This is a genomic window from Streptomyces sp. NPDC048643 (assembly GCF_040650615.1).
In the GTDB taxonomy this organism is placed as follows: Bacteria; Actinomycetota; Actinomycetes; order Streptomycetales; family Streptomycetaceae; genus Streptomyces.
Map to the genome: position 1 here is coordinate 1 of NZ_JBEZHO010000054.1, position 22259 is coordinate 22259.

A 22259-nucleotide genomic window follows, 5' to 3' on the forward strand; every position below is an offset into this window, starting at 1 on the left:
TCCAGGCGGAGGCGCCGGAGTCCCAGGCTTCGGCGAGGGGCACCATGTGGTCGATGTCCAGGCCACCGGGGGCTGTGACGGTGACGCCGTCGTAGAAGGAGAACCAGTGCCCGGCGGTCACCTTGCAGCCCGGCTCGATCGTCGGCTGCACGCGGGACTCGGCGATCAGGACCTCGGCCCGGGTGCTGCAGCCGTCGCGGTCGGCGTCGACCCAGTGCTTGAAGCTGGTGCCCTGGTAGCCGTCCCGTGACTCGGCCGCCGTTGGCAGCAGGTCGACGGCAGCCGCCATCGACAGCGGCCCAGACGGCAGTTGGTGCGCGGAGGCGGGCGTGATGGTGAGCGGCAGGGCGAGGAGGGCGGCAGCCAGGGCCGCGATCTTCGAGAACATGATCTCTTGCTAGCGGACGACGATCCCGACCCGCCCGAACCCACCCGGAACATCACCCGAGTGACACTGGGCGACATCTAGAGGAGGGTCGAGCCGACGGAGTTATGAAGCGCGCCGTGTCGAGTTCCGGCGAGGCCGGGCTCTCTGCCTGGCCTGCCGTCAGGGAATGCGGGCACAAGGCCAGCGAGATCCGAGCTACGGGGGCGACATTGAACTCACTCGCATGGCTGGCCGACGGCAACCGACCCGACGGACCGTCCTGGTCTCCCTACCTCGCCATCGGACTGACCGTCCTGTTCGGCTTCGGCGCGCTCATCCTCTATCTCCGGGACCGTCGACGCCGGTAGACGGACGGCGGGTGACGGCGAGGGCTGCGGGGTAGAGCAGGTTCTGCCCGTACCGCCTCCGGGCCCGGTCGGCGACGGCTTCGATCGCCAGGGGCTTGTCGTCGCTGCTGTCGAGGGTGAGCTGCCGGGTGGCCCCGTCGTCGGATCGCAGAGCGTCGGCGCGCAGCGTGATGCCGCGGACCCGGGCGCGCTGGAGGCCGAGGGAGTCGTAGAGGGTGTAGGCGGTACGGGCCAGGAGCACGGTGTGCTGGGTCGCCTCGGGCAGGGTGCGGCTGCGGCGGGTGGAACTCGCGTCGGCGTAGCGGACCGTCAGGGTCACGCCGGCAGCGATCTGGTCGGAGGCGCGGAGGCGCGCGCCGAGGTCATCGGCGAGGGCGAGCAGGACCCGTCGGTGCTGGGCCGGGTCGAGTTCGTCGCGATCGAAGCGGTGCTCGCTGCTCATGCTGGCCGGCGCCGGGGTCGGGTCAACCGTGGTGGTGTCATGTCCGTGGGCGCGTTCGTGGAGGGTGCGGCCCGGGCTGGCGCCGAGGAGGCGTTGCAGGGTGAGCTGGGGGACGTCGGCGACATCGCCGACGGTGTGGAGCCCGTAGTCGGAGAGCGTCGCGGCCGCGCGGGCGCCCACGCCGGGCAACTCCCGAACCGGCCGCGGCCGCAGGAAGGCGCGAACCGCCGCGGGGGAGTCCTCGATGATCAGACGGCGTCCGGGTCCGGTGAGCGCGCACGCCATTGCGGCGAGCATCCGGGACGGCGCCGCACCCGCAGCACTACTCACCCCGAAATAGGCCAGAACCCTGAGCTGAATCAGTTCCGTCAGGCCACGTGCGTCCTGATGGAAGTAGAGGAGCGCGCCGGTCAGGTCGAGGACGGCACCGTCCGGCTCGATCATCTGCACCCGCGGGGTGATGTGCTCCAGCAGGCGCCGCAGCTGCTCGGGCAGCTCGGCGTCGGAGCCGGGCGGCATCTCGAAGCGCAGCTGCAAGATGCTGCGGTGGCTGGTCACGGCGTTCACCCGGCCGAGCCCTGGTTCACCAGACGTCTCGGACTGTCTCACTGCCAGGTTGAGAGCCGTCTGGATGCGGCAGCCCCCGCTGGGAACGGGCCCTCCCGCCGGTGCACGCCGAACAGCTCGTGCGTTGAGCAGCGCCGAACAGCCCCTACCTCGAGAATCCTCTCGACACTTATCCAAATATCGCACATGATTTCGAATGTACCGGAAGGGCTGACGCCTGGCTGTGACGTCTGTCGTTGTCCTGTCGCATCGAACCTTGAGTGAATCTCACCGAAGCCTGACGGATTGCAGTTCGTCTCGTCGAAGAGTAAGCACGCAGGTCAGCGCCGTTTCGGAACGGCTGCGAGCCGTGCCTGCGGTCGGTTCACGGCCGTACAGTCCACCGACCAGCGACCGTAACCGCTCTGACCGGCGGTGTATCCCGTGCTCAAAGTTCGGTGAACTGCGCAAGGTTCGGTGCGACGAAGTCGAGGACCGCATCCCTGCTCGTGCCGTCTCGCCAGCTGGGGAGTGCGTCGTGGTGGGTCAATGCGGGGCCTCTTTAGTTGCGGCGTCGCTTTGCGGGGCGCGGCCGGGGCTGGCGGTCATCATCATCCGAGCGGCCCGTGCGCCGAGTGCTGGTCCTTTTCCTTGGATGCGACCTCGACGAGGGCGCCTCCTTCGAGCTTCATGGACGTCACGGTCAGGTTCTTGCCGAGGCGTCTGATCTCGCCCGGTTCAGCCGCCCGCGCCGGGCCGGCCAGGGCGTCGGGGAGGATGAACTCGTTGCGGAGCAGGAAGGGACCCTTATCCCAGACGAGCACGTCGCGTACCCAGCGGCCGTAGCCGCGCCGCCATTTCTTGCCCAGCCCAGGCACGTCACCGTCAACGACGCGGACGGCGCCCCTGAAGGCGCCGGGCCGGCGGCTGACCCAGCGCCGGCGCAGGAGCACGAGGGCGACAAAGACGACGATCACGATGAGGTCGACGCCCAGGACGGCCAGCAGTGCGATCAGCATGGTGCACGCTCCTCACGCGCCCGGGGCGCGGGCCGCCTTGTTGTTGCTTCCGTCACGGAGCGCCGCAGGACCTGGCGCGGACCGCAACGCGCGGCCCCCGCTCCTGTCCGCGTAAGGGCATCTCGTCACCGTTTGTGCAGATCGGATGCGGCCGCCGCCAGCGGCCATCCGGTACAGGCGGCCTGGGGGCGAGGCGGTCGGTTCCGACCGGAGCCGCGTGCCCGCCTCCAAGCTGACCTGCTGCAGCCGGGTGGCGTCCACGATCACCAGCGGACACGCGTACGTACGTCGTGTAGCGCGGCGGCCGCAGGCCGCTCGACAGTGTGCTCATGCGCGCTCCCTCGCGGGACGCCTGATGCCGCAGTCCCTGCCGGGGCTGGGCGCCGGTCCGTCCCGAGCCGATCTCGTTCCGATCCTGCGGGTCGGGGGGACTGCCGACCGTCACATCCCGACCATCAGACATTTTATGCAAATAAGGGGTATAACGCTTTTTTAATCGCTCGAGAAGTAAAACTCACAAAACGGCCGCTACTGAGCAACAGGCGCAGGTCAGGGCTGGCGAATGAGGGGGAGCGACGATGAGGGCTCGGGCCGGAAAGAGCCTGCTGCGGCGTAAGCCCCGCCTGCGCGCGGGACGCACGCAGCTGCTGCTCGCCCTGGCTGGTCTGGGGCTGGGGCTGGCAGTACCGGCCGTTCCCGGCGGCCCCCAGGTACCGGCCCGCCAAGTGGTCGACATGCTGCTGTCGCTGGGGGTGGGGCTGCTGGGAGTAAGCGCCGTCATCTTCTCCTTGCTGTTCCTGGTGGTGCAGTGGGTGCACACCTCCTTCTCGCCCCGAATGACACTCTTCAGGAGGGCGCCGATCGTCTGGCGCACCTTCGCCTTCGCCATCGGACTCGCCGTCTACTGCGTCACCGCGGCCCTCACCATCGGAACCGCCCAACGCGTCTCCCTGGCCGTGCCGGCCGTCGCCGGGATCCTGCTGACCCTGCTGGTGTGGCTCCTGCGCACGCTGCAGCTGCGCGCCTTCGCCGCCATCCAGCTCGCCCAGGTTCTCGACGCCATCACCGACCAAGGACGCGACCTCCTTCAGGCCATCGGCCCCACCCCTTCCCAACCCGAACCCGACTCAGCGCCGTGCGGGCTTCTGCCGCCCTGGCACTCCAGCGTCACCTGGCCGGAGCCGGTGGTCGTCGTACAGCAGATCGACGTGGACCGGCTGGTCAGGGCAGCGCGGGCAGCCGACGCCGTCATCGTGGTCCACGCCATTCCCGGCACCACGCTGCCTCACGGCGCCGTGGTGGCCGACCTCCATGGAACCGAGGTGCCTCCCTCCGCGGTTCTGGCTGCTCTGGTGACGGACGTTGAAGGCTCCTTCGATCAGGACCCGAAACTCGCCTTTCGCCTGCTCGCGGACATCGCGCTGCGAGCACTGTCCCCAGCGGTCAACGACCCCGCCACCGCCGTACAGGCCCTTGACAGCATGGAAGACCTCCTCCTCGACCCCGCCTCCGCGCGCTCCGGCCCCTTCCGGGCCACCGACACCACCGGCACGATCCGCGTCGTCACGCGACTGCCTGGCTGGAACGACTTTCTGCACATTGCCCTTGACGACGTCATCCCCGCCGCCGTCAGCTCACCCATGGTCCTTATCCGTCTGCGCGCCTTGCTCATGCGACTCCAGGCTGAAGAGCACCCAGAGCGAGAAGATCTCCTGCGCGGCAGGCTGGCCTGGGTCGAGCAGGAACTGGCGGACCGATTCCCTCTCGTGTGGCACGAGACCGTCCGTGACTCTCCCGAAGGCCGATGAGCCCAGTCCCCGTCGAAACGGGCAGGCTCGAGTCAGCCGCCCTCCCAGCGCAGCCGAAGGGCCGTTCACATCGCGGGCCCTGATCAAGCGTGTGCTGCGGCCCGCATACGTCACCACACTGGGCTGGTTGCTAGGCAAGGAGCGCGGCACCAGCCCAGCGAGGGCCACGACGCATACACTCGTTCGGCCGACATGCGAGAACGTCAGGCACGCCACAGCATGGACATCATGAGCGATCCCCACGGTGACACGCCTGCACCTGTCTTCACGCCTGACGCTGTCGAGAGCCGCCTGGGCACCTTGCACTTCCGCGACGGCGTCCCCGACACCGGCACCTGCGAGAAAGTGTTCGACCACCTCGATCTGACCCACGGGGTCGACACCTACCTCGCGGCACTCGGCGGTGTCTCCGTACGTGCCCTTCGCCAGGGCTTCCTGGACGCGGGGGTCGCCGACAACGACGTGTTGATCTACACCGGCCTGATGGACAGCGAGTCACTGTTCCTGACCGGCAACGCCGACACGGTGTACTTCCTCAGCTTCCTCGACCTCAGCGACGGGCCCATGGTCCTTGAGGTCCCACCCGACTGTCTGGGCACCGTCGACGACATGTGGTTCCACTGGCTAACCGACATCGGAACCCCCGGCCCCGACCGCGGAACCGGCGGAGCCTACGTGATCCTCCCTCCCGGCTACGACGGTCCCGAGCCCGAGGGCGGCGTCTTCCTCAGCCGCTCCGCCACCTTCCGAGCCATCGTCCTGGGCCGCGCCTTCTTGGAGAACGACGACCCCGCACCGACCGTCGCCAGGATCAAGGACAAGCTCCGCATCTACCCCTACAACCCCGGAGGTTACGGCTCCAGCATCGGCTCCTTCCTGCAGGGCAAAAGCCCACTGGCCCCGCTGAAGCCCGCCGAGCCGCCCACCTTCGTCGAGGGAACCGGCCTGGCGGCCAACACACTGCCCCCCAACGACTTCTCCTTCTACACCCTCCTCGACACCCTCATCCAGGAAGAGCCCGTCGACGCCCCCGACCCGGAGGCCGCCGGCGCGTTCCGGGCCATCGGCATCAGCAAGGGCCACACGTTCCGGCCCGACCAGCGGATGCGCACCCTCCTCGAGGAGGCGGTCGCCGTCGCCAACGCCACCGCCCGCACCCTCGCACTGCGAGCACGCCCCGAAGAAGGGTTCGCCTACTACGAGGACTCGGCCTGGTTCAACCCCCTGTTCGTCGGCGGCTACGACTGGTCCGTGCCCCCTCCGGAGATCACCGCCGACGGGGTGAAGCCCTACCCGCCCACCACGGGACTGGCCCTCAACTCACGCACCGCGTTCTTCTACGCCTACACCGGAATCTCCCCCGCCATGTGCATGCGCCTGAGCGGCGTGGGCTCCCAGTACCTGATCATCTCCCTCGACGCCAACGGGCAGCCCTTCGACGGAGACAGCACCTACGCCGTGACCCTGCCCGAAGGAATCCCCGCAGCCCGGTTCTGGTCGCTGACGCTCTACGACAACCAGACCCGCTCCATGCTCAAGACTCCCCAGCGCTACCCGCGAGCAGGCAGCCAGAACTACCCCACACCCGCAGCCACCGCCGACCATGACGGCTCCAGTACCGTGCACCTCGCCCCAACCCGCCCCGAAGGCGTCTCCGAGGGCAACTGGATCCAGACCACCCCCGGCAAGGGCTGGTTCGCCATCCTGCGCCTCTACAGCCCCACCGCCGCATTCTTCGACCGCACCTGGCGCCCCACCGAGATCGCACCGGGAACTGAGCTGCTGTGACCGCTGGACTCGATCAGGACCAGGGTCGATTCCCACGATCCGGCTCCTCCCGGGAGGCGCCTAGCTAGGCCAAGGCAGAGTTTCGCCGGTGTCCCTTCTCATTCGGGTGACGTTGCCTGCTACGTGCGGCTGCTGTCTGGCGGCGCAGGCAGGCTGACTCAAAGGCACCTTGAACCCGCGAGGCGCCGGTCACGGGGGAAACGGTGCAGCTCTTTTTCACAGACCGACACAAGGTCTGGAAGGTAGGAACTGTCCCTGGTGTTCCTGCCTCAGACCTGAGCGAGCTCTTTGAGCGCCGACGGCTCCCTGCGGGTACCCCGATTATCCTCGACGGGGAAATGCGTCCCGTCGAGCCCTTATCAAGCTGGTTCCGGCTGATTGGCCAGCAGGGTCTCGACCCCAAGACGATGAAGGCCTACGCCTACACCGTCATCATGCTGCTCAACTACCTCACCGCGCGGGGTCTGGATCTGCGGCAGGCAACCGAGAACGACGTGCTGGAGTTCCGGCGCTGGCGGCGCGAGGACGCCGAAGAGACCGTAGAAGAGACCACCTGGGACAGGGACGCAGCGGCCATCGGCGGTCTCTACACCTACCTGGACCAGATCGGGTACGTGACCGGGCGGCCATGGCGAGCCACGGGTCGCGGGGCCTCCCTGGGGAGCGGGACGAGCCAAGACTCACGGGTCCGACATATGGAGCTCGACCAGTACCTCTTCCTCCGGGATGTCGGATTTGGCGGGCTTCAGCCAGGTGGCGGGCTCGACCTTGGCTTCCGGGGCTGGCGGCCTCACCGCAACCGGGCAGCGCTGGAGCTGGCCCTGATGACGGGAATGCGGATCCAGGAGTGGTCGACCCTTCTGCTGCCCGAGCTCGGACTGACAGACAGCAAGCGGGCGCCATTCGCAGTGGTCGACCTGGCCGCCTGCGCGAAGTACGGACGGCCGCGGTCGGTGTACGCGCCCAGCGCTGCGATGGAACTCCTGAGTGCCTACCTGCTGCTGGAGCGGCCGGGGATCGTCGCGACAGCTCAGCGCACCCTGCGGCGTCAGGTGCGTGAACTGTTCGTGGTCCAGCGGATCGAGAGGGACGGCACTCAGGTCCGCGGCGTGCTGGAGGGTGCCACCATCACGCGGGTGATCAAGGACATGAAGCCGGACCTACGGCGGATCACCGTGTGGGAAACAGGCGGAGGCTTGGACCCGCTCGCGCTGTTCGTCGGCACCGGGGGCCGCATGCTGACGGGCTCGGGCTGGGACCGTATTCGCTGGCGGGCGTGGAAGCGGATGAAACGGTGGAGTGAGCACGGCGCGGCTCCGGTGTTGCCCCGTCGCTGCTGGGTCTTCCACGACACCCGGCACACGTTCGCCCTACGGCTGTTGATCTTTCTGACCCGCGAGGCTCTCAGAGACGTTAGTGCCGAACAGATGCCGATGGCGACGCTCCTGGACCACATGGTCGGCAACCCCTTGCTGGTTGTCCAGCGTCGCCTCGGCCACGCGCATCCCTCGACGACCTACCGCTACATCCAGTACCTGAAGGACCCGATGCGGGACGTCGAGGCAGCGTTCCGATCTTGGAGCGCGGCCGGCGGCGCCTCGTACGCGACGGTCGCTCGCCAGCTGATGCTTCGGGAGTCCGCCGATGCCGCGCAGGGGTGAGTACAAGGGCGGGTTTCCAGGGAGCAGGCCGCCTGGGCCGGCGGAGACTTCGCGTATCGGCCTGCGGCAGGTGACCGGTCTCGATCCGCGCGGTCGTCCGGTAACGGTCGCGTTCGACCCCGCGGTTCACATCTGCACTGAACTCGCCGCAGAGCTTGCGGACGAGTGGGTCGAGTTGGCGGCCGCAGCGGGCCTCCGGGAAAGCTCCTGCCTGACCTATCGCCGCGCCATCAACAGCTTTTGTACGCATGTCGATGCGACGGTCGGCGCGCCACAACACGCGTCGCTGGCCCGGGAGATACCCGAGCTGCACCTTGCGGTAACAGAGTGGATCAGGCTGCTGCCGGCCAGCTTCCCGGCGGGGTCGCGGCGCCCCTACGCGCTGGCGGGGCGGTTGAGGATGCTCATCGCGCGCCGGATCGCCCATCCGGGCCGGCCGGTCGCCGGGCACTTCGACGGCTGGGTGGCGGGTGCCGTCGGTATGCGGCGCGGCCGGGCCCAGGAGGTCGACGAGTTCAGCCGGGCCGACAAGAAGAAGCTGATCCAGGCCGCCTGGACGGACCGCCTCGCTACCGAGGCAAGGATCAGAGCCGGCTGGACTCGCGCGGCCGCTGGCAGCGATCCCGCCGACGACGGCTGGACAGAGCCCAACAACCTGCTGTGGGCTCTCGCAAACGGCGCGTGGACCTGCGAAGACCTGACCCGTCTACTGCCCCCGCTGCCACAGTGGCCGCCTGCACTGCGTGAGCTCGCCCCCGACGACGTGCTGCCGCATCTGGCCCGCGGATACCTACTGCGCCATCTGGTGAGGATGCTGTTCCCCACCGACATGGACCTGCACAGCTACCGGATCCTGCTGATGGCCGCGACCGGTCGAGCATCCGAGGAAGTGGTCGCACTCGACGAGGACGACCTCGAATACGGTGACCGCAGCGTACTGATCGACTTCACCAAACACCGTGCCCGCAGCAGGCAACGCCGCTCCTACAGTGCGCCCGACGAGGACCACCGCGACCTGCACCCGTCCGCGCCGCGCCTGGACGCCGTGGAGCTCACCCTCCAGATGCTGCAGATGGCCCGCCCGTTGGCGGAGCGGGCCGGCATGGCCCCGGTCCCGCTCTTCCTGCGCGCCTCCGTCGACCACAACGCGCTGACCATCAGGCGCTTCGTCGGCAAGGGCAGCCGCGCAGCACTGGCGGACTGGCTGAAGGCGAAGGAGGTGACGGTCCAGGGCCCGGCCGACATCCGCCGACTGCGCAAGTCAGGGAAAGTCGAGAAGGCAATCGCGTTCAAGGGTCGCATCAGCGACATCGCCGACGACCACACCGAGGAGACTTTCCGCACGCACTACGCCCACGGCACGACCCTGCGCGTCATCTCAGGTCACGTCATCACGTCCGCCCAGCGACACTGGCTCGACAAGGCCCTGAACGGCCCGCTCATACTCAGCGAAGACGCAGAAAAGGAACTTGCGGAACCCGGTGCCGCCGAGGCCCTCGGCCTGTCCGCCGCAGACGTCGAGCAACTGCGCTCCGGCGAAATGGACATGGGCGTCTCCAGTTGCAGGGACCCCTTCGCCTCGCCGTTCGGCCGGCCTGGCCAGCTGTGTCCAGTCGCTCCGACCCGCTGCCTGGAATGCCGCAACGCCTTCGTTCTGCCGTCCAACCTCCCCCAGCTGCTGCTGTTCGCCGCGCATCTTGAACAACTCCAGCACCGCCTGGCCCCGGGACACTTCCACGCCCTGTGGGGGCAGAGCCGCGCCAACGTCCTCGAGGCCCTCAGCCTGCGCACCAGCGACGAGATCACTCAAGCCCACGAGCGCATCGCCGCAGAAGGGCTGACCCTCAACCTTCCGCTGTCCACCCGCGTGGAGTTCGAATGACCAGCCGCCAGCGCCATCTCGCCCCGAAATCCAGCGTCTTCGCCGGCGACGAGCCCGTGCTGCAGTCCTTGCCGCTGCTTGCCGATGCGTCATCACCCGCCTTCGGCGAGAGCACCTGCTGGGACTTCAACGGCGTCCTGCGCCGCCCGGCAAGCCGCCTCGCCAGCCAGTGGCGACTGCCGTTCACCTCCCTCAGCCCAGGCCAGAACCTCCTCGCCCGCGAGCTGGCGATGATCGAGTTCAATCCCCGCCATCCCACGGTCCTCGCGGCGGGCATCCACCTACCGCCGACCCCACGCAAGGTCCCCACCCACCAGGCCCGCGGCCTGGTCCTACGCGCACTGGCTGCCTTCGGCTCCGCCGAGAACCTCCCCGACGACTTCGCGCAGTGGACGGTCGACGACTTCCACCGCTACATCGCCGGACGCCGCCGCACCACCGACGACACCGGCGTCCTCGCCCACATCAACACGGTCAAACTGCTCCACCGTCTCACTCCCGTACTCACCGCAGGCCTGCCGGCCGATCCCTGGCCCAACCAGACTGCCCCGAAGGTCCTCGGCCTCGTGCGCCAGTCAAGCCTGCGGACCCCGGTAGTTGAACCCACGACGTGGTTCCCGCTCGTCCGCGCAGCCTGGACGTACGTCAACACCTTCGGCCCCGATATTCTTCGCGCCCGCGCCCACTGGCAGAACCTCCAGAACTCCCGGCAGCACCACGGTGCCGCGCAGCAGCGGCGCCACCTCGACATCTGGCTTGCCGACCCAGAGAGCAGGGTCCCCGTCTGGCATCCCGACGACCCGCCGCGCACACCGGGCGGCGCTTCGCCAGTGAACTGGTCACTTCTGACCGCCATGCTCGGCCTCACGCAGTCCGCGCACCTCTTCGCCCCCCGGGAGCAGGCAGGCCGCAGATATCGCGCGCGTGTGATCGAGATGGTCGCCGCCGGCCGCGTCCAGCCCGGCCTTCTGCCCGACCTCACCATGGTCGAGCGTGCCGACGGCACTCGCGGCCCCTGGCGTCACTCGCTGCACCCACACGCCCTGTGGGTCGAGTACACCGCCCTGCGCAACGCGGCGTTCGTGCTGGTGGTGGGACTGTCCATGATGCGCAACAGCGAGGTCCGCGACATTCTCAAGGACTCGGTCGTCGAGTACTACGGCAGCCCCGCGGTGAAGGCGACCAAGCACAAACTGGACCCAGACCTGCCGATCCGCCACTGGTGGATCATCGAACCGGTGGCCAAGGCGATCGCCACTGCGTCGGAGTTGTCCATCGATGACGACTACGCCTTCGCATCCGTGCAGGCCAGGTCGCCCATCAACCACTTCGACAGCTCAGAAGCGCTCAACAGCTTCGTCACGCACGTCAACCGCAACCGGCACGTCACCGGGCTGCCCGAGATCTCCGAGCAAAAGCTGGCCTCACACATGTTCCGCCGCACCATGGCGATGCTCACCCGGGAGTTTCCCGGATCGGAAATCGCCGTCGGGATGCAGCTCAAGCACATCGCCACCCGAGCCCTGGCGAACACCACCACCCAGGGCTACATGGAACCCGCACCATCCTGGGCCCAGCACATGAGAACTGCCGTCACCGATCGCCGCTTCGAGCGGCTGTCGGAACTCTTCGCCACCGACAGCCGAGGAGAACCGATCGGCTACGGCCCAGGCGCCGACCGCCTGCGAGAAGCCTTCGCCGCCATCCGAGCCAGGGCCACCGAGATGAAAGCCACCAACCAAGCACAGCGCGGGGATCCTCGCGTCGAACTCGACCTCCTGCGTCGCACGCGGCTGTCCGTCCGCTTCGGCAAGCTCAACCACTGCACCATGGACGACGCCAACCCGGTCGGCGCCAAATGCCTGGAGGACGCGATCGTCCCCGAAGGCCACCAAGGCCCGCTCATCGACCGCTGCCAGCCCTCTCGCTGTGCAAACAGCGTCATCGCACCGGACCACCTGCCCATCTGGACCGCGGAACGCGCCTCGCTCATCAACCTGCTCAGTACCCGCAAGCTCCCGTCCAACCGCCGAGCGCTGCTCACCGAGCAGCTTCACGACGTCGACCGCGTGATCCGAAAGGCATCCGATGTCCCCTCCCATGGTGTCCGCCAAGACTGAGCAGGCACTTCGCGCGGCCATGGAGCGACTGCTCACCGGTCAACCCAGCCGCACCGACGGAAAGCTGACCAAGAACAACCTCTGGCGAGAGGCCGGCGTCAGCCGAGCCACGATGAACCGCGCGAGCCTAGTCCTCGCGGAATGGGACGACCGCATCGGTGGAAGTCCAGCCAGCCTGCACGGCCAACGTCAGCACGAAGAAATCAAGCAACTCCGCAGACAAACGAAAGCCAGCCGCGGAGAGCGCCAGCGGCTCCAACGGCAGGTTGACGCCGCAGCAACCGTCATCGCCACCCTCCTCGCCGAGAACGCTGCCCTCCGCGAGCAACTTACGCGGCGTTCCGGCACCGTCGTCCCGCTACCTCAAGCCCGGCGGCAATAGGCGGACTTCAGTGACGGGCCCGCGGGAACCCGCAACTCGCCGGGACGCACGCGACGATCAAAACCACACCGTTCGACCGACTGCCGTGTCTCGTGAGACACATCTCAGCCTGGAGAACCTTGGCTACGGTGGCCGAGCCGGCGCAGGTCGGCGGACCGGGTCCCGGCCGGCTGGAGGTCGGCGTACGGGTGGAGTTTCGCTCCGGCCGTGCCGTCCGTGAGGGTCCGCTGCGGCACCCTCGGCTGGGCCGGCTGGGCGGGTGTGGGCGCGGGGGAGGGGCGGCCGAGGAGGTCGAGGGCGGCCTGCGGTCCGTGGTCGCGGCGGGCGGCGGCCACCTCGTCCAGGTCCCACACCATCTGCCCGACCACCGTGCGCCGCGGCCCGCGGGCCTCGACGGTTCCCCGGACGAGCAGGAGCCCGCTGTGGAACACGGTGTGGGCGCATGCTTCGTGGGAGTCCTCGAAGAACGCGATGTCCACGAGTCCCGCACCGTCTTCCAGCGTCACGAAGATCACTCGCTTCCCGGACGGGATCGGCGGCGTCTGCGTGGACGCCCGCACACCGGCGACCAGCACGGTCTGCCCGGGCACCATGCCCTTCAGGTGGGCGGCGTCTGTGGCGCCGAGTTCGCGCAGCAGCCGGTGGTGGTGCTCCATCAGGTGGTGCGTGACGTCGATCGACAGCGTCTCCAGCTCGGCGCTGAGCCTGTCCCGGCCGGTCATCTCCGGCAGACCGCTCCGCTCCGCCGTCACGAGCTCCCCGCCCAGCGGCAACTGCCCCTCCCCGGCACGGCGGTTGCGGGACTGGCGGTGCAGCTCGGTCGCCTGCAGCAGCAGATCCCGCCGCGTCAGATCCCCGGCGAGCGGGCCGAGCGCGCCGATCCGGATCAGGCGCTGCGCGAGCGGCAGGGACGGGCGAGCCCGCTGCCACAGGTCCTGCAGACCGTTGTAGGGCTGCCCGGCGACCAACCGCGCGATCTCAGCCTCGCTGATCCCCTTCACCGTGGAGAACGCGAGACGCACCCCCCACCCCTGCTCGGTGTTCTCGACGCGGTGCTGGGCACCGGAGGCGTTCACGTCGACGGGCAGGACGGGCACGCCGTGGCGGCGGGCGTCGGAGACGATGACACGCATCGGCCACATGCCCGGGTCGTGTTCAAGGAGCCCGGCATACAGAAAGGCCGGGTAGTGGGCTTTGAGGTAGGCGGACTGCAGGGCCGGGACGGCGAAGGCAACGGCGTGCGCGCGGCAGAAGCCGTACGCCCCGAACTGGGAGATGATCTCCCACACTTCGTCGAGGACATCCTTGGCGTAGCCGCGCTCACCGGCCGTGCGGCGGAACCAGGACTCGACCTTTGGCAGCCGGTCCGGGTCGGCCAGCGCGCGGCGGGCGACGTCACCGGCGGCTCGGTCGCAGCCGGTCATCCGCGCCAGGATCGCGATGATCTGCTCGTGCCAGATGACCACGCCGTACGTGTCGTTCAGCACCGGCTCCAGGTCCGGGTGGGGGTAGTGCGGTGTCGCACCGTGTCGAGCAGCGATAAACAAGGCGGGCATACCACCCTTTACCGGACCAGGCCGGAAGAGTGAAATGTCAGCGACAACATCTTGCATGTGCCGAGGCTGGAGTCTGCCCACCAAATCTTGCTGACCTGGGCTTTCAAGCTGGAAGAGGCCGACGGTGTCGGACGCCTGGATGAGCTTGAACGCCAGCGGGTCATCCAGGTCGACGTGATCCGGGTTGTCCAGGTCGATCGCGCGGCCGGTGGCCCGATGAATCTCGGCGACCGCGTGGGCCATCGAGCTCTGCATCCGTACGCCCAGCACGTCGAGCTTGAGCAGGCCGAGGTCTTCGACGTCCTCCTTGTCGGCCTGCAGCATGGCGTAGCCGCCCGGGGTCGGCTGCACCGGAACACGGTCCAGCAGCGACGCATTCGAGATGATCACCCCGCAGGGGTGCATCGCGTACCCCCGCGGCAGGGCGTCCAGGCCCTCAGCGAGCTCCCACAGCGGCCCGAACTTCTGAGCTCGTCCGGCAAGTTCGCGCAGTTCCGGGAGTTCCGCGAGAGCGCCGCGGATGTCGCGGGCCCGGATGTGCGGGAAGCTCTTCGCGACCTCGCCGATCACCTGCGGCGGGATCCCCAGGGCAAGGCCGGTGTCGCGCAGGGCGTGCCGGGCCCGGTAGGTCTCGGGCATGCCGGTGACCGCAGTCCGCTCCCGCCTGAACCGCTCGATGATCGCGTCGTACACCTCCAGCCGCCGCTCCGACTCCACATCCAGGTCGATGTCGGGCAACGATGTCCGCCGCTCGGAGAGGAAGCGTTCGAAAAGCAGCCGGTGCTCCAGCGGGTTGGCTGTGGCGACGAACAGCGAGTGGTTGACCATCGAGCCGGCGCCCGAGCCGCGCGCGGCCACCCTGATCCCCAGCGCGCGGGTGTCGGCGACGACCTGCGCCACGGCGAGGAAGTAGCCCTCGAATCCGAGCCGTCCGATGACATCGAGTTCGTAGTCGATCTGACGGACGGCGGCCTCGTCGCGGTCCAGGCCGCGGGCGACCATCCCGGCGTCGCAGCGCTGGCGCAGCAGCCGCATCGCCGAACCCGCCTGCGGGCCCGCGCCGACGACGGACGGCTCCGGAAAGTGCGGGCGCCCGATGCCCAGATCGACGGGGGTGAGCGTGCAGGACTCGCCGGTCGCCTCGGTCTCCACCAGGAGACGGGTGGCCCGGGCCCGGTCGTCGCCCACGGCGCGGGCAATGCGCTCGGCGGCCGCGGCCATCTCCTGGGGTCCCTTGAGCCAGCGTTCGCCGCTGTCCAGGTGCCTGGGATCGATAGGCCGAAGCAGACGGGCCGCGTCGAGGACATCGGCGAGCCGATGCTGGCCAGGATCGGCGTAGCGAACCGCGCTGGACAGCACCGTGCGCACCCCAAGCTGATCACCCAGGCCGACCGTGCGCGCCGCCAGCCGTAGCGAGCCCGCCCCAGTGCCTTCGAGGCCCAGATGCACGGCCTCCAGGCGCAGCCGGTCGCCCGCGAGCTCGCGCCACGGCGCCAGCAGCTGCTCGGCGATGTCGGGGCGGCCGGCGGACAGCGCTCGCATCGGTTCAGCGGACGGGCCGAGGATGACGACCACGTCCTCGTCCGCGTACGCGTACAGCGTCGGCCACGACACGACCGGCAGCCCGTCCCCGGCCTCAGAGTGTGCGGCTGACACCAGGCGGCACAGCCGCGCCCACCCCGCGAGGTTCCGCGCGAGCAGCGTGATCCGCAGCGGTGGCTCGAGAACGTGCGCACCACCGCGCGCCGGCGTCCGCGGACGGCTGGCTGCGGGATTGGGTGCGGTGAGCGGGGCGACGGCCACGTCGACGCCGAAGACCGGGCGGACCCCGGCGGCCGCGGCGGCCTTGGCGAAGCGGACGCTGCCCGCGACGGTGTCCCGGTCGGTCAACGCCAGAGCTGTCATTCCGCGCTCGGCAGCCCGCTGGACAAGGTCGTGGGGGAGGGATGCGCCGTAGCGGGCCGAGTAGCCGGAGGCGACATGCAGATGAGTAAATCCACCGTCCAACACCTCCAGAACCTCGCTCGGCCCTCCCCTGACCTGTGACCTCTCCAGGTATCCACCATAACCGCTATTCGCACAAGCGTGCGAATGAGCGAATCTGCCCGTGCCCTCATCGAGCGCCACGCCCAGCAGCCACGTCCAACGCTGCCCCCCGGCGGGGATGTCGGCGACTCGAACTAAGCTCCGAGCCATGACCACCCCCGCCCCGAAGGACACCACCGCCCCGGCCGACGCCCCGTTCGACCCGCTCGCCTTCCCCCAGGACCTGCTCGACGCCCAGCTCCGGGAAGCCACGCTCTACGCCAAGCTCCACGCCCTGCAGGCGAAGCTCCCCTGGTCGCGCGAACCCCACGAGGGATGGCCGGACGACAAGGAACGCAAGCGGGCCGGGCGTCCGGCCACCGACGGCTGGTCGAAGGAAGAAGCCGCCGCGTACGACAAGCTCTGGGACGACCTCCGGGCCGCGACAGCGGACGTACAGGGCCACGCCTGGTGGGAACGATGCGAGAGCGAGGACATCAAGGGCGGAGCCCTGGCCGCGGCGCGCATGACGCTCAAGCACGCCGAGGGCGCAGTCCTGCCTGAGGCCTCGCTCCAGCAGGCGGACGTCGAAGCAGCCGCCTGAGAACGGTTCCCGCACGCCCTTGGGCCCGTCGTGGGCGCCGCCTAGGGTGGGTGCATGCCCCGCTGTCTATGGGTGCCGCCCGAGCCGTACGATCTGGCCCGCACACTGCGGGTGCTGCGCCGCGGCGCGGGCGACCCCACCTGCCGGCGGGAGACGGACGGCACGTGGTGGCGCACCTGCCGCACACCCCACGGCCCCGCCACCCTGAAGATCACCGAGCACGTCAGCCCAGCCGACGGAACCGTGATCGCCGGTGACGCCTGGGGGCCCGGATCCGACTGGACGATGGACGCCCTCCCCGCCCTGCTGGGTGCCGACGACGAACCTGCCGCGTTCGTTCCCCGGCACCAGGTCGTCGCCCGGGCGCACCGCAAGCACGCCGGCCTGCGCCTTGCGCCGACCGGGCTGGTCATGGAATCGCTCGTGCCGACCATGCTGGAGCAGCGCATCACCACCGGCTCCGCCCACTACGCCTGGCGCCGTCTCCTCACCCGCTACGGAGAACCGCCGCCCGGGCCCGCACCACAGGGGATGCGGGTCATGCCCCCGCCGCAGGTGTGGCGGATGATCCCGTCCTGGGAATGGCACCGCGCCGGCGTCGACCGCGCCCGAGCGACCACGATCCTGCGCGCCAGCCACCACGCCACGCGCCTGGAGGAAGCCGCCGCCATGACCCTGCCCGACGCCACGGCCCGCCTCCAGCTCATCCCCGGCATCGGCCCCTGGACCGCGGCAGAGACACTGCAACGCGCCCTCGGCGCACCGGACGCCCTCACCCTCGGAGACCTCCACCTGCCCGTGCAGATCGCCTACGCCCTCCCCGGCCGCCGCGACGGCACCGACGAGCTCATGCTCCAGCTCCTCGCCCCCTACCCGGGACAGCGCCACCGCGCGGCCCGCCTCATCCTGCTCGGCGGCCCCCTGCCCGACCGGCGCGCACACCGGGCCCCGCACAGTCGCATCGCGCGTCTTTGACGGTGCCTCAGGGCCTGCACCCGGTTGACTGCCCCGCATCGACGCGGAGCCGACCGACCCCCACCTCGCACTGGCATGACCGAAAGCCGCGCCTGCGGCGCGAGTTCGCAGCGCCTGTCACCGTCGGATGACGTCCGTCACCTCGACGGATTGCGCGCCGATCAAAGGGTACTGGGACTGCGTCGACGAGGGTCGGCGCCCGGAGCCGGCACGACTCCGCTCTTTGGGTCGACTTGAGGATGGAAGACGATGCAACTGTCGGGCACCGACCTGACTTACGTTCTCCTCGGCCTGGGTGCTTTGGGTGCTGCGGCGCTGCCCGCGCTTGTGGCCAAGCGCCCCCTCTCCGCTCCCATGGTCTTCCTCGCGCTGGGCTTCGGCGTCTTCCAGTTGCCGGTCGACCTGCTGCCCCAACTGCACCCTGTATCAGGAGGTCCTGCAGTTGAGCACTTCACGGAGGTCTGCATCGTGGTCGCCCTGATGGGCGCCGGGCTCGCCATCAACCGCCCCTTCGGATGGCGCTCCTGGCTCACCACGTGGCAGCTGCTGGGCATAGCCATGCCTCTCACGATCCTCGCCACCACCGCGGCGGGCTGGGCACTGGGCTGGGCCCCGGCCGTCGCCCTGCTGGTGGCCGCAACCCTCGCCCCCACAGACCCCGTGCTTGCCGGCGAGGTACGGGTCGGAGAGCCAACCGACGCCGAATTCGATGAGGACGAAGCGCGCTTCGCCCTCACCAGCGAGGCCGGCCTCAATGACGGACTCGCTTTCCCCTTTGTCCTGGCCGCTCTGGCTCTCTCCGCCACCACAGCCACCGGCTGGTCAGCCGCGTGGATCGGGCACTGGGCCTGGTACGACGTCCTGACCCGCATCGCCCTCGGCACCGGCATCGGTATCACCTTCGGCCGCCTCCTCGGCTGGCTCTTCTTCCGAGCCCGCAGCAAGGCGCTAAGGCTGTCCGAACACAGCGAGGGCTTCGTCGCACTCGCCGCCACCTTCGCCTCCTACGGCCTGGCCGAACTCGTCCACGGCTACGGCTTCCTCGCCGTATTTGCCACCGCGGTGACCATCCGCACCGCGGAGCGAGCCCACGGCTACCACCGCGTGATGCACTCCTTCATGGACCAGATCGAACGCCTGCTCACCGCAGCCATCCTGTTCCTCGTTGGCGGCTTCGTCGCCCAAGGCGGCCTGACGGCATTGACCTGGCAAGGCGCGACACTCGCCGTCCTCTTGCTACTGCTCATCCGCCCGCTCATCGGCTACCTCTCCCAGCACCCAACCGCCGGAGCGCGACGCGAGCGCATAGTCACCGCCTTCTTCGGCATCCGCGGCATCGGCTCCTTCTTCTACCTCTCCTACGCCCTCGAGCATGGCCACTTCGCCGCCCCCGCCGACGAACTATGGGCAACGGTGATCTTCACCGTGCTTCTGTCGGTGTTCCTCCACGGCACCTTGGCCACACCTGTCGTTGCCTACCTCGACCGACGCCACCGCCGTACTGGCCAGCCAGCAGGCGACACGCAAGACAAATCGCCAGCGTGATCGACCGTTCCGGCACAGGCCGTCCACTGCAGCTGAGCCGTGCCCTACGTCGGCAACGCTGACGGTGAGCGGCGTCCTCGACTGGAGCGATACGGCCGTCGTCGATCCGGCGTACGACTTCGGGCTGCTTCACCGCGACCTCGGTCCTGCCGCTGTTTGCGCCGCGATCAGCAGCTATCGAGCCGACGACAACGACCTGACCGCGCTCGGCGAGCGTGCCGTGTTCTATGCGAGGTGCACGGTTCTGGAGGATCTCGCGTACGGCATCACGGCGGGACAGAGCAGGTACGTCAACAAGAGCATTGCCGCGATGGAGCGGCTGTTCGGCGGCTCGCAGCCGTGATCAACATGCGTACACGCGGAACTCGGAGACCTGACCGGCGAGCCAGCCGGTGTTGCCGGTGAAGGCGAGGCGCAGGTGGCGTGTGGTCGTACCCGCGGGCACTCGCAAACGTTCCTGAACTCACCTGGCTACTGCCCGCGACGCATCAATGGTTGACGCAGGGCGGAACGAGCGAATCTGTTGGACCAGGGCGGCGACCGCCTAGTCGAGCCGTACGTCGACGAGTCGGGGGCGGCCGGGGGCCGCCTGCGGGTCCCGGGCATCGCCGTATCCCAGCAATGCGAGGGGCGCCCGCGCCGAGGGCCCGCAAGGCGTCGGCGAGTTCGGGAGCCCACGAACTGTCAGGCGCCCACGTCATGGTGACGACGGCGGTGCGCGCGTGCGCGGCGGCGTGCTGGGCGAAGACCCCGCCGGCGAGAAGGCTTTCGTCGTCGGGATGGGCGAACACGCCGAGCAGGGATGGCCAGGCGGAAGATGCCGCCTTCGGGGTCAGTTCGTCGGCGTCAGGCACGTTGTCCCCCTGCGGTCGGGAGGCTCAGTGCGTCGCCGGGGGTCCGGCCCCGCCACTGGAGGACAAGCCGTGCGCTGGGCTTGTCGAGTACGTCGCCAGGCGGCAGTTGGTTGTCGGGCGTTGCGGCCGGGTGGACGGTCATCGGCGGGTAGCCGCTCTCGCGTACCTCGCGGTCCCAGACGCGCACGCACTCCGCAAAGCGCTCCGCCACCTCTTCGGGTGCGGGGCCGTAGGCGTGGATGAAGAACTCCGTCATGCGGTCTGCCGGCTCGGGCGCGTCCTTGATTCTCCGGTAGGTCAGGTAGGCGAGCGAGCCGTTCGTCAGGATCGCGGCCGCGTCCTGCTGAGCCACGAGCGTCGATCCCTCCGGCGCGGACAGGCGGCAGAACCCCGCCAGCGTGGTCGCGGCATAGATCTGCAAGGTCTCGAAGTTGAAAGCTCCCTGCACGATGAGGCCCGTGGAGTGCTCGTGCCGGGGCCCGCGCAGCGCCTCCTCGAGACCAGTAGTGTCTCCGGGCGTCCCGTCCTCCCATCGCACCAAGACCTTGCCGTCGGCCAACCGCACGGCCGGGGCGGTGCGGGCGGCAGCGCCGCGGTCTCGTACGAACCCGCAGTACGTCCAGTGCTCGCAGTGCAGCACGTCGCCGCGCCGGACCAGGGTGAGGGAGCGGGTGTAGCCGCCCATCTCCAGCGGCACGACCAGCCGGGCCCCTTCGGCGAGCTGCTCTCGCCATGCGGGTGCGACGTCGGACGCGTTGTGCGTGATCACGATCCCGGCGAACCCGTCGGCCGGGACGTGGCCGGGCGCGCCGAGTCCGCCGTCGCCGAGGACGGCGGTGACCCGGCCGCTGCCGGCCTCCGCGCACAGCCGCCTCGTTCGGTGCACGACGTACGGGTCGACGTCCACGGTCACCACCCGGCCGCGCTCCCCGACGACGTGCGCCAGGAGTTCCGCGTTGTATCCGCCGGAGCCGACCTCCAGCACGGTCGTCCCCGGCTCCAGCCGTAGTTGCTCGATCATGTCGGCCTGCAGCCAGGCTGCGGAGACGGAGCTGAGTGCAGTCTGGGGTGACTCCCTTACTGTCACCACGGCGAGGTCGTCGTGGTAGGCCGTATCCAGCCGGGTCTCGGGCACGAACCGGTGCCGGGGTACCTCGCGCAACGCGGCCTGGACCCGCGGCGAGGGGGCCCAGCCCTTGCTGATCACGATGTCCGCCATTCGCTCGCGCAGCCGGACCGCCTCGGCCGGCTCGCCGGGCACCGGCGGGACCGCGGTGGAGCACGGGTAGGAGTGGACAGGCGGGAGGCCCGCCAGCACCCCGGGCCACACTGCGGTCAGGGCCTGTGCGCTGGGCGCGAAGATCTTCCCGAGGGTCGCCAGGGTGTTCAGGTCGTGGAACTCCCAGCGTACGAAGTGGTGTGGCTCGGGCAGAGCGAGTTCACCGTCCCAGCGGGAGACGCGGATTACGGCGGTGACGCGGCGTACGTCCAGGTGGTCATCGTGCAGCACGGTGATGACGTGGGCGTCTTCCACGCGTGCCGTCAGCCCGGTCTCCTCGTTCAGCTCCCGCACTCCCGCAGCTGGGGCTGTCTCGCCTGTCTCGATGCGGCCGCCGGGCAGCTCCCACATGCCCCGGGTGGAGCGGCCCAGCAGGACTCGGCCGAAGGTGTCGGTGACCACCACTGCGGCACCGAAGACGGCCTGCGGCTCGGGCCGCTCCTTCTCCTGCGCGCTGAACGATCCGGCCGGTCCGCGCAGGAGCAGCACCGCCAGGCCCTTTGCCTCGAACTGCGCGACGTGCTGGAACCCGTCGGTGAGCGCCGCGAGTTCGCTCTCGGCCAGGGCGATGTTGCGCCGCTCGTCCGGGGTGTTCTCCACGATCGGCGTGATGATGACGAGCGCCCCGCCCTCGCGCAGCCGCGCGGCCAGAGCGCGAAGGACGCGGGTGCGATCGCGGATGAATGCGATGGACAGCCGGAGGACGATCAGGTCGTAGCCGTCCTCGGCGAGGTCGGCCAGGTCGCCGTGCTCGACATCCAGGCTCAGCCAGCGCACCCCGTCAACCTCGGCGTGCTCCGCGCGGGCGCGCTCGAGCGCGCCTTCGGCGAAGTCGACGCCGTCGACGGTGTAGCCGAGGGCGGTGAGGTAGACGGACAACTCACCGGTCCCGCAACCGATATCGAGCGCTTGCCCGCCGTTCGGCGCGGCAGTGGCGTGCTCGGCAATCAGACGCCTTTCCTCCTCGCCGAGCCGCCGGAAGCCCCGCCCGCTGTTGTAGTGCTCGGACCACGCCGTCCGGGTGTATCTCACAGGTCG

At 69.3% G+C, this 22259-nt stretch carries 15 protein-coding genes and 2 pseudogenes; 11 read left to right on the plus strand and 6 right to left on the minus strand.

The window, feature by feature from the left end:
* Positions 1–388, minus strand: a pseudogene (locus AB0C62_RS34995) (HNH endonuclease); the annotation flags it as partial.
* Positions 389–597: 209 nt separating this feature from the next.
* Between AB0C62_RS34995 and AB0C62_RS35000 the strand changes: the two are divergent.
* Positions 598–735, plus strand: a complete 138-nt coding sequence (locus tag AB0C62_RS35000) for a hypothetical protein (protein WP_362980202.1) — start codon at positions 598–600, stop codon at positions 733–735.
* Here the strand turns inward: AB0C62_RS35000 and AB0C62_RS35005 are convergent.
* On the minus strand, positions 701–1735 hold the full coding sequence (locus tag AB0C62_RS35005; RefSeq protein ID WP_362980204.1) for a hypothetical protein: 1035 nt from the start codon (positions 1733–1735) through the stop codon (positions 701–703). The two genes, AB0C62_RS35000 and AB0C62_RS35005, sit on opposite strands and share 35 nt — an antisense overlap.
* A gap of 599 nt (positions 1736–2334) precedes the next feature.
* Complete coding sequence (locus AB0C62_RS35010) at positions 2335–2742, minus strand: DUF2550 family protein (protein WP_362980206.1); 408 nt, start codon at positions 2740–2742, stop codon at positions 2335–2337.
* Between the two features lie 578 nt (positions 2743–3320).
* On the opposite strand from AB0C62_RS35010, the gene AB0C62_RS35015 reads away from it, so the two are divergent.
* The 6 genes from AB0C62_RS35015 (at position 3321) to AB0C62_RS35040 (ending at position 12383) form a co-directional block, all read left to right on the plus strand.
* Positions 3321–4550 (plus strand): DUF2254 family protein, encoded by a 1230-nt coding sequence (locus AB0C62_RS35015; RefSeq protein WP_362980208.1) that lies wholly within the window; start codon positions 3321–3323, stop codon positions 4548–4550.
* A gap of 228 nt (positions 4551–4778) precedes the next feature.
* Complete coding sequence (locus AB0C62_RS35020) at positions 4779–6338, plus strand: DUF1254 domain-containing protein (RefSeq protein ID WP_362980210.1); 1560 nt, start codon at positions 4779–4781, stop codon at positions 6336–6338.
* 338 nt (positions 6339–6676) lie between these two features.
* Positions 6677–7999 carry a site-specific integrase gene (locus tag AB0C62_RS35025; RefSeq protein ID WP_362980212.1) on the plus strand — a complete coding sequence of 441 codons (1323 nt, stop codon included), beginning with the start codon at positions 6677–6679 and terminating at the stop codon, positions 7997–7999.
* 70 nt (positions 8000–8069) lie between these two features.
* Positions 8070–9881: a hypothetical protein gene (locus AB0C62_RS35030; protein ID WP_362980214.1), complete on the plus strand. Its 1812-nt coding sequence runs from the start codon at positions 8070–8072 to the stop codon at positions 9879–9881.
* Positions 9878–12001, plus strand: coding sequence for a hypothetical protein (locus AB0C62_RS35035; RefSeq protein ID WP_362980216.1), 2124 nt, complete (start codon positions 9878–9880; stop codon positions 11999–12001). Before AB0C62_RS35030 ends, AB0C62_RS35035 begins: the two co-directional genes overlap by 4 nt.
* Positions 11982–12383: a hypothetical protein gene (locus AB0C62_RS35040; protein WP_362980218.1), complete on the plus strand. Its 402-nt coding sequence runs from the start codon at positions 11982–11984 to the stop codon at positions 12381–12383. The genes AB0C62_RS35035 and AB0C62_RS35040 overlap by 20 nt, the downstream gene beginning before the upstream one ends.
* Before the next feature lie 104 nt (positions 12384–12487).
* Here the strand turns inward: AB0C62_RS35040 and dnaE are convergent, their stop codons facing one another.
* On the minus strand, positions 12488–15946 hold the full coding sequence (gene dnaE, locus AB0C62_RS35045; protein ID WP_362980306.1) for a DNA polymerase III subunit alpha: 3459 nt from the start codon (positions 15944–15946) through the stop codon (positions 12488–12490).
* A 187-nt stretch (positions 15947–16133) separates the two neighbouring features.
* On the opposite strand from dnaE, the gene AB0C62_RS35050 reads away from it, so the two are divergent.
* The 4 genes from AB0C62_RS35050 to AB0C62_RS35065 all read left to right on the plus strand — a co-directional run bounded on the left by AB0C62_RS35050 (position 16134) and on the right by AB0C62_RS35065 (position 19431).
* On the plus strand, positions 16134–16568 hold the full coding sequence (locus AB0C62_RS35050; RefSeq protein ID WP_362980220.1) for a hypothetical protein: 435 nt from the start codon (positions 16134–16136) through the stop codon (positions 16566–16568).
* Between the two features lie 54 nt (positions 16569–16622).
* Positions 16623–17543, plus strand: a complete 921-nt coding sequence (locus tag AB0C62_RS35055) for a DNA-3-methyladenine glycosylase 2 family protein (RefSeq protein ID WP_362980222.1) — start codon at positions 16623–16625, stop codon at positions 17541–17543.
* A 249-nt stretch (positions 17544–17792) separates the two neighbouring features.
* The gene (locus AB0C62_RS35060; RefSeq protein ID WP_362980224.1) at positions 17793–19088 is read left to right on the plus strand and encodes a cation:proton antiporter; all 1296 of its coding nucleotides are present in this window, start codon (positions 17793–17795) and stop codon (positions 19086–19088) included.
* A gap of 64 nt (positions 19089–19152) precedes the next feature.
* A complete protein-coding gene (locus tag AB0C62_RS35065) occupies positions 19153–19431 on the plus strand; it encodes a hypothetical protein (RefSeq protein WP_362980226.1) in 279 nt (92 codons plus the stop codon).
* Between the two features lie 204 nt (positions 19432–19635).
* Here the strand turns inward: AB0C62_RS35065 and AB0C62_RS35070 are convergent.
* Positions 19636–19942: pseudogene (locus AB0C62_RS35070) on the minus strand (PIG-L family deacetylase); the annotation flags it as partial.
* Complete coding sequence (gene fxlM / locus AB0C62_RS35075) at positions 19935–22253, minus strand: methyltransferase, FxLD system (RefSeq protein ID WP_362980228.1); 2319 nt, start codon at positions 22251–22253, stop codon at positions 19935–19937. The pseudogene AB0C62_RS35070 and the gene fxlM, both read right to left, overlap by 8 nt.
* Positions 22254–22259: the final 6 nt, after the last annotated feature.

What these genes read in the sequence shown, in the direction of transcription:
- AB0C62_RS35010 (WP_362980206.1), bottom strand. Translation starts at nt 2,742, where the DNA reads ATGCTGATCGCACTGCTGGCCGTCCTGGGCGTCGACCTCATCGTGATC.
- AB0C62_RS35015 (WP_362980208.1), top strand. Translation starts at nt 3,321, where the DNA reads ATGAGGGCTCGGGCCGGAAAGAGCCTGCTGCGGCGTAAGCCCCGCCTG.
- AB0C62_RS35020 (WP_362980210.1), top strand. Translation starts at nt 4,779, where the DNA reads ATGAGCGATCCCCACGGTGACACGCCTGCACCTGTCTTCACGCCTGAC.
- AB0C62_RS35025 (WP_362980212.1), top strand. Translation starts at nt 6,677, where the DNA reads ATGCGTCCCGTCGAGCCCTTATCAAGCTGGTTCCGGCTGATTGGCCAG.
- AB0C62_RS35035 (WP_362980216.1), top strand. Translation starts at nt 9,878, where the DNA reads ATGACCAGCCGCCAGCGCCATCTCGCCCCGAAATCCAGCGTCTTCGCC.
- AB0C62_RS35040 (WP_362980218.1), top strand. Translation starts at nt 11,982, where the DNA reads ATGGTGTCCGCCAAGACTGAGCAGGCACTTCGCGCGGCCATGGAGCGA.
- AB0C62_RS35050 (WP_362980220.1), top strand. Translation starts at nt 16,134, where the DNA reads ATGACCACCCCCGCCCCGAAGGACACCACCGCCCCGGCCGACGCCCCG.
- AB0C62_RS35055 (WP_362980222.1), top strand. Translation starts at nt 16,623, where the DNA reads ATGCCCCGCTGTCTATGGGTGCCGCCCGAGCCGTACGATCTGGCCCGC.
- AB0C62_RS35060 (WP_362980224.1), top strand. Translation starts at nt 17,793, where the DNA reads ATGCAACTGTCGGGCACCGACCTGACTTACGTTCTCCTCGGCCTGGGT.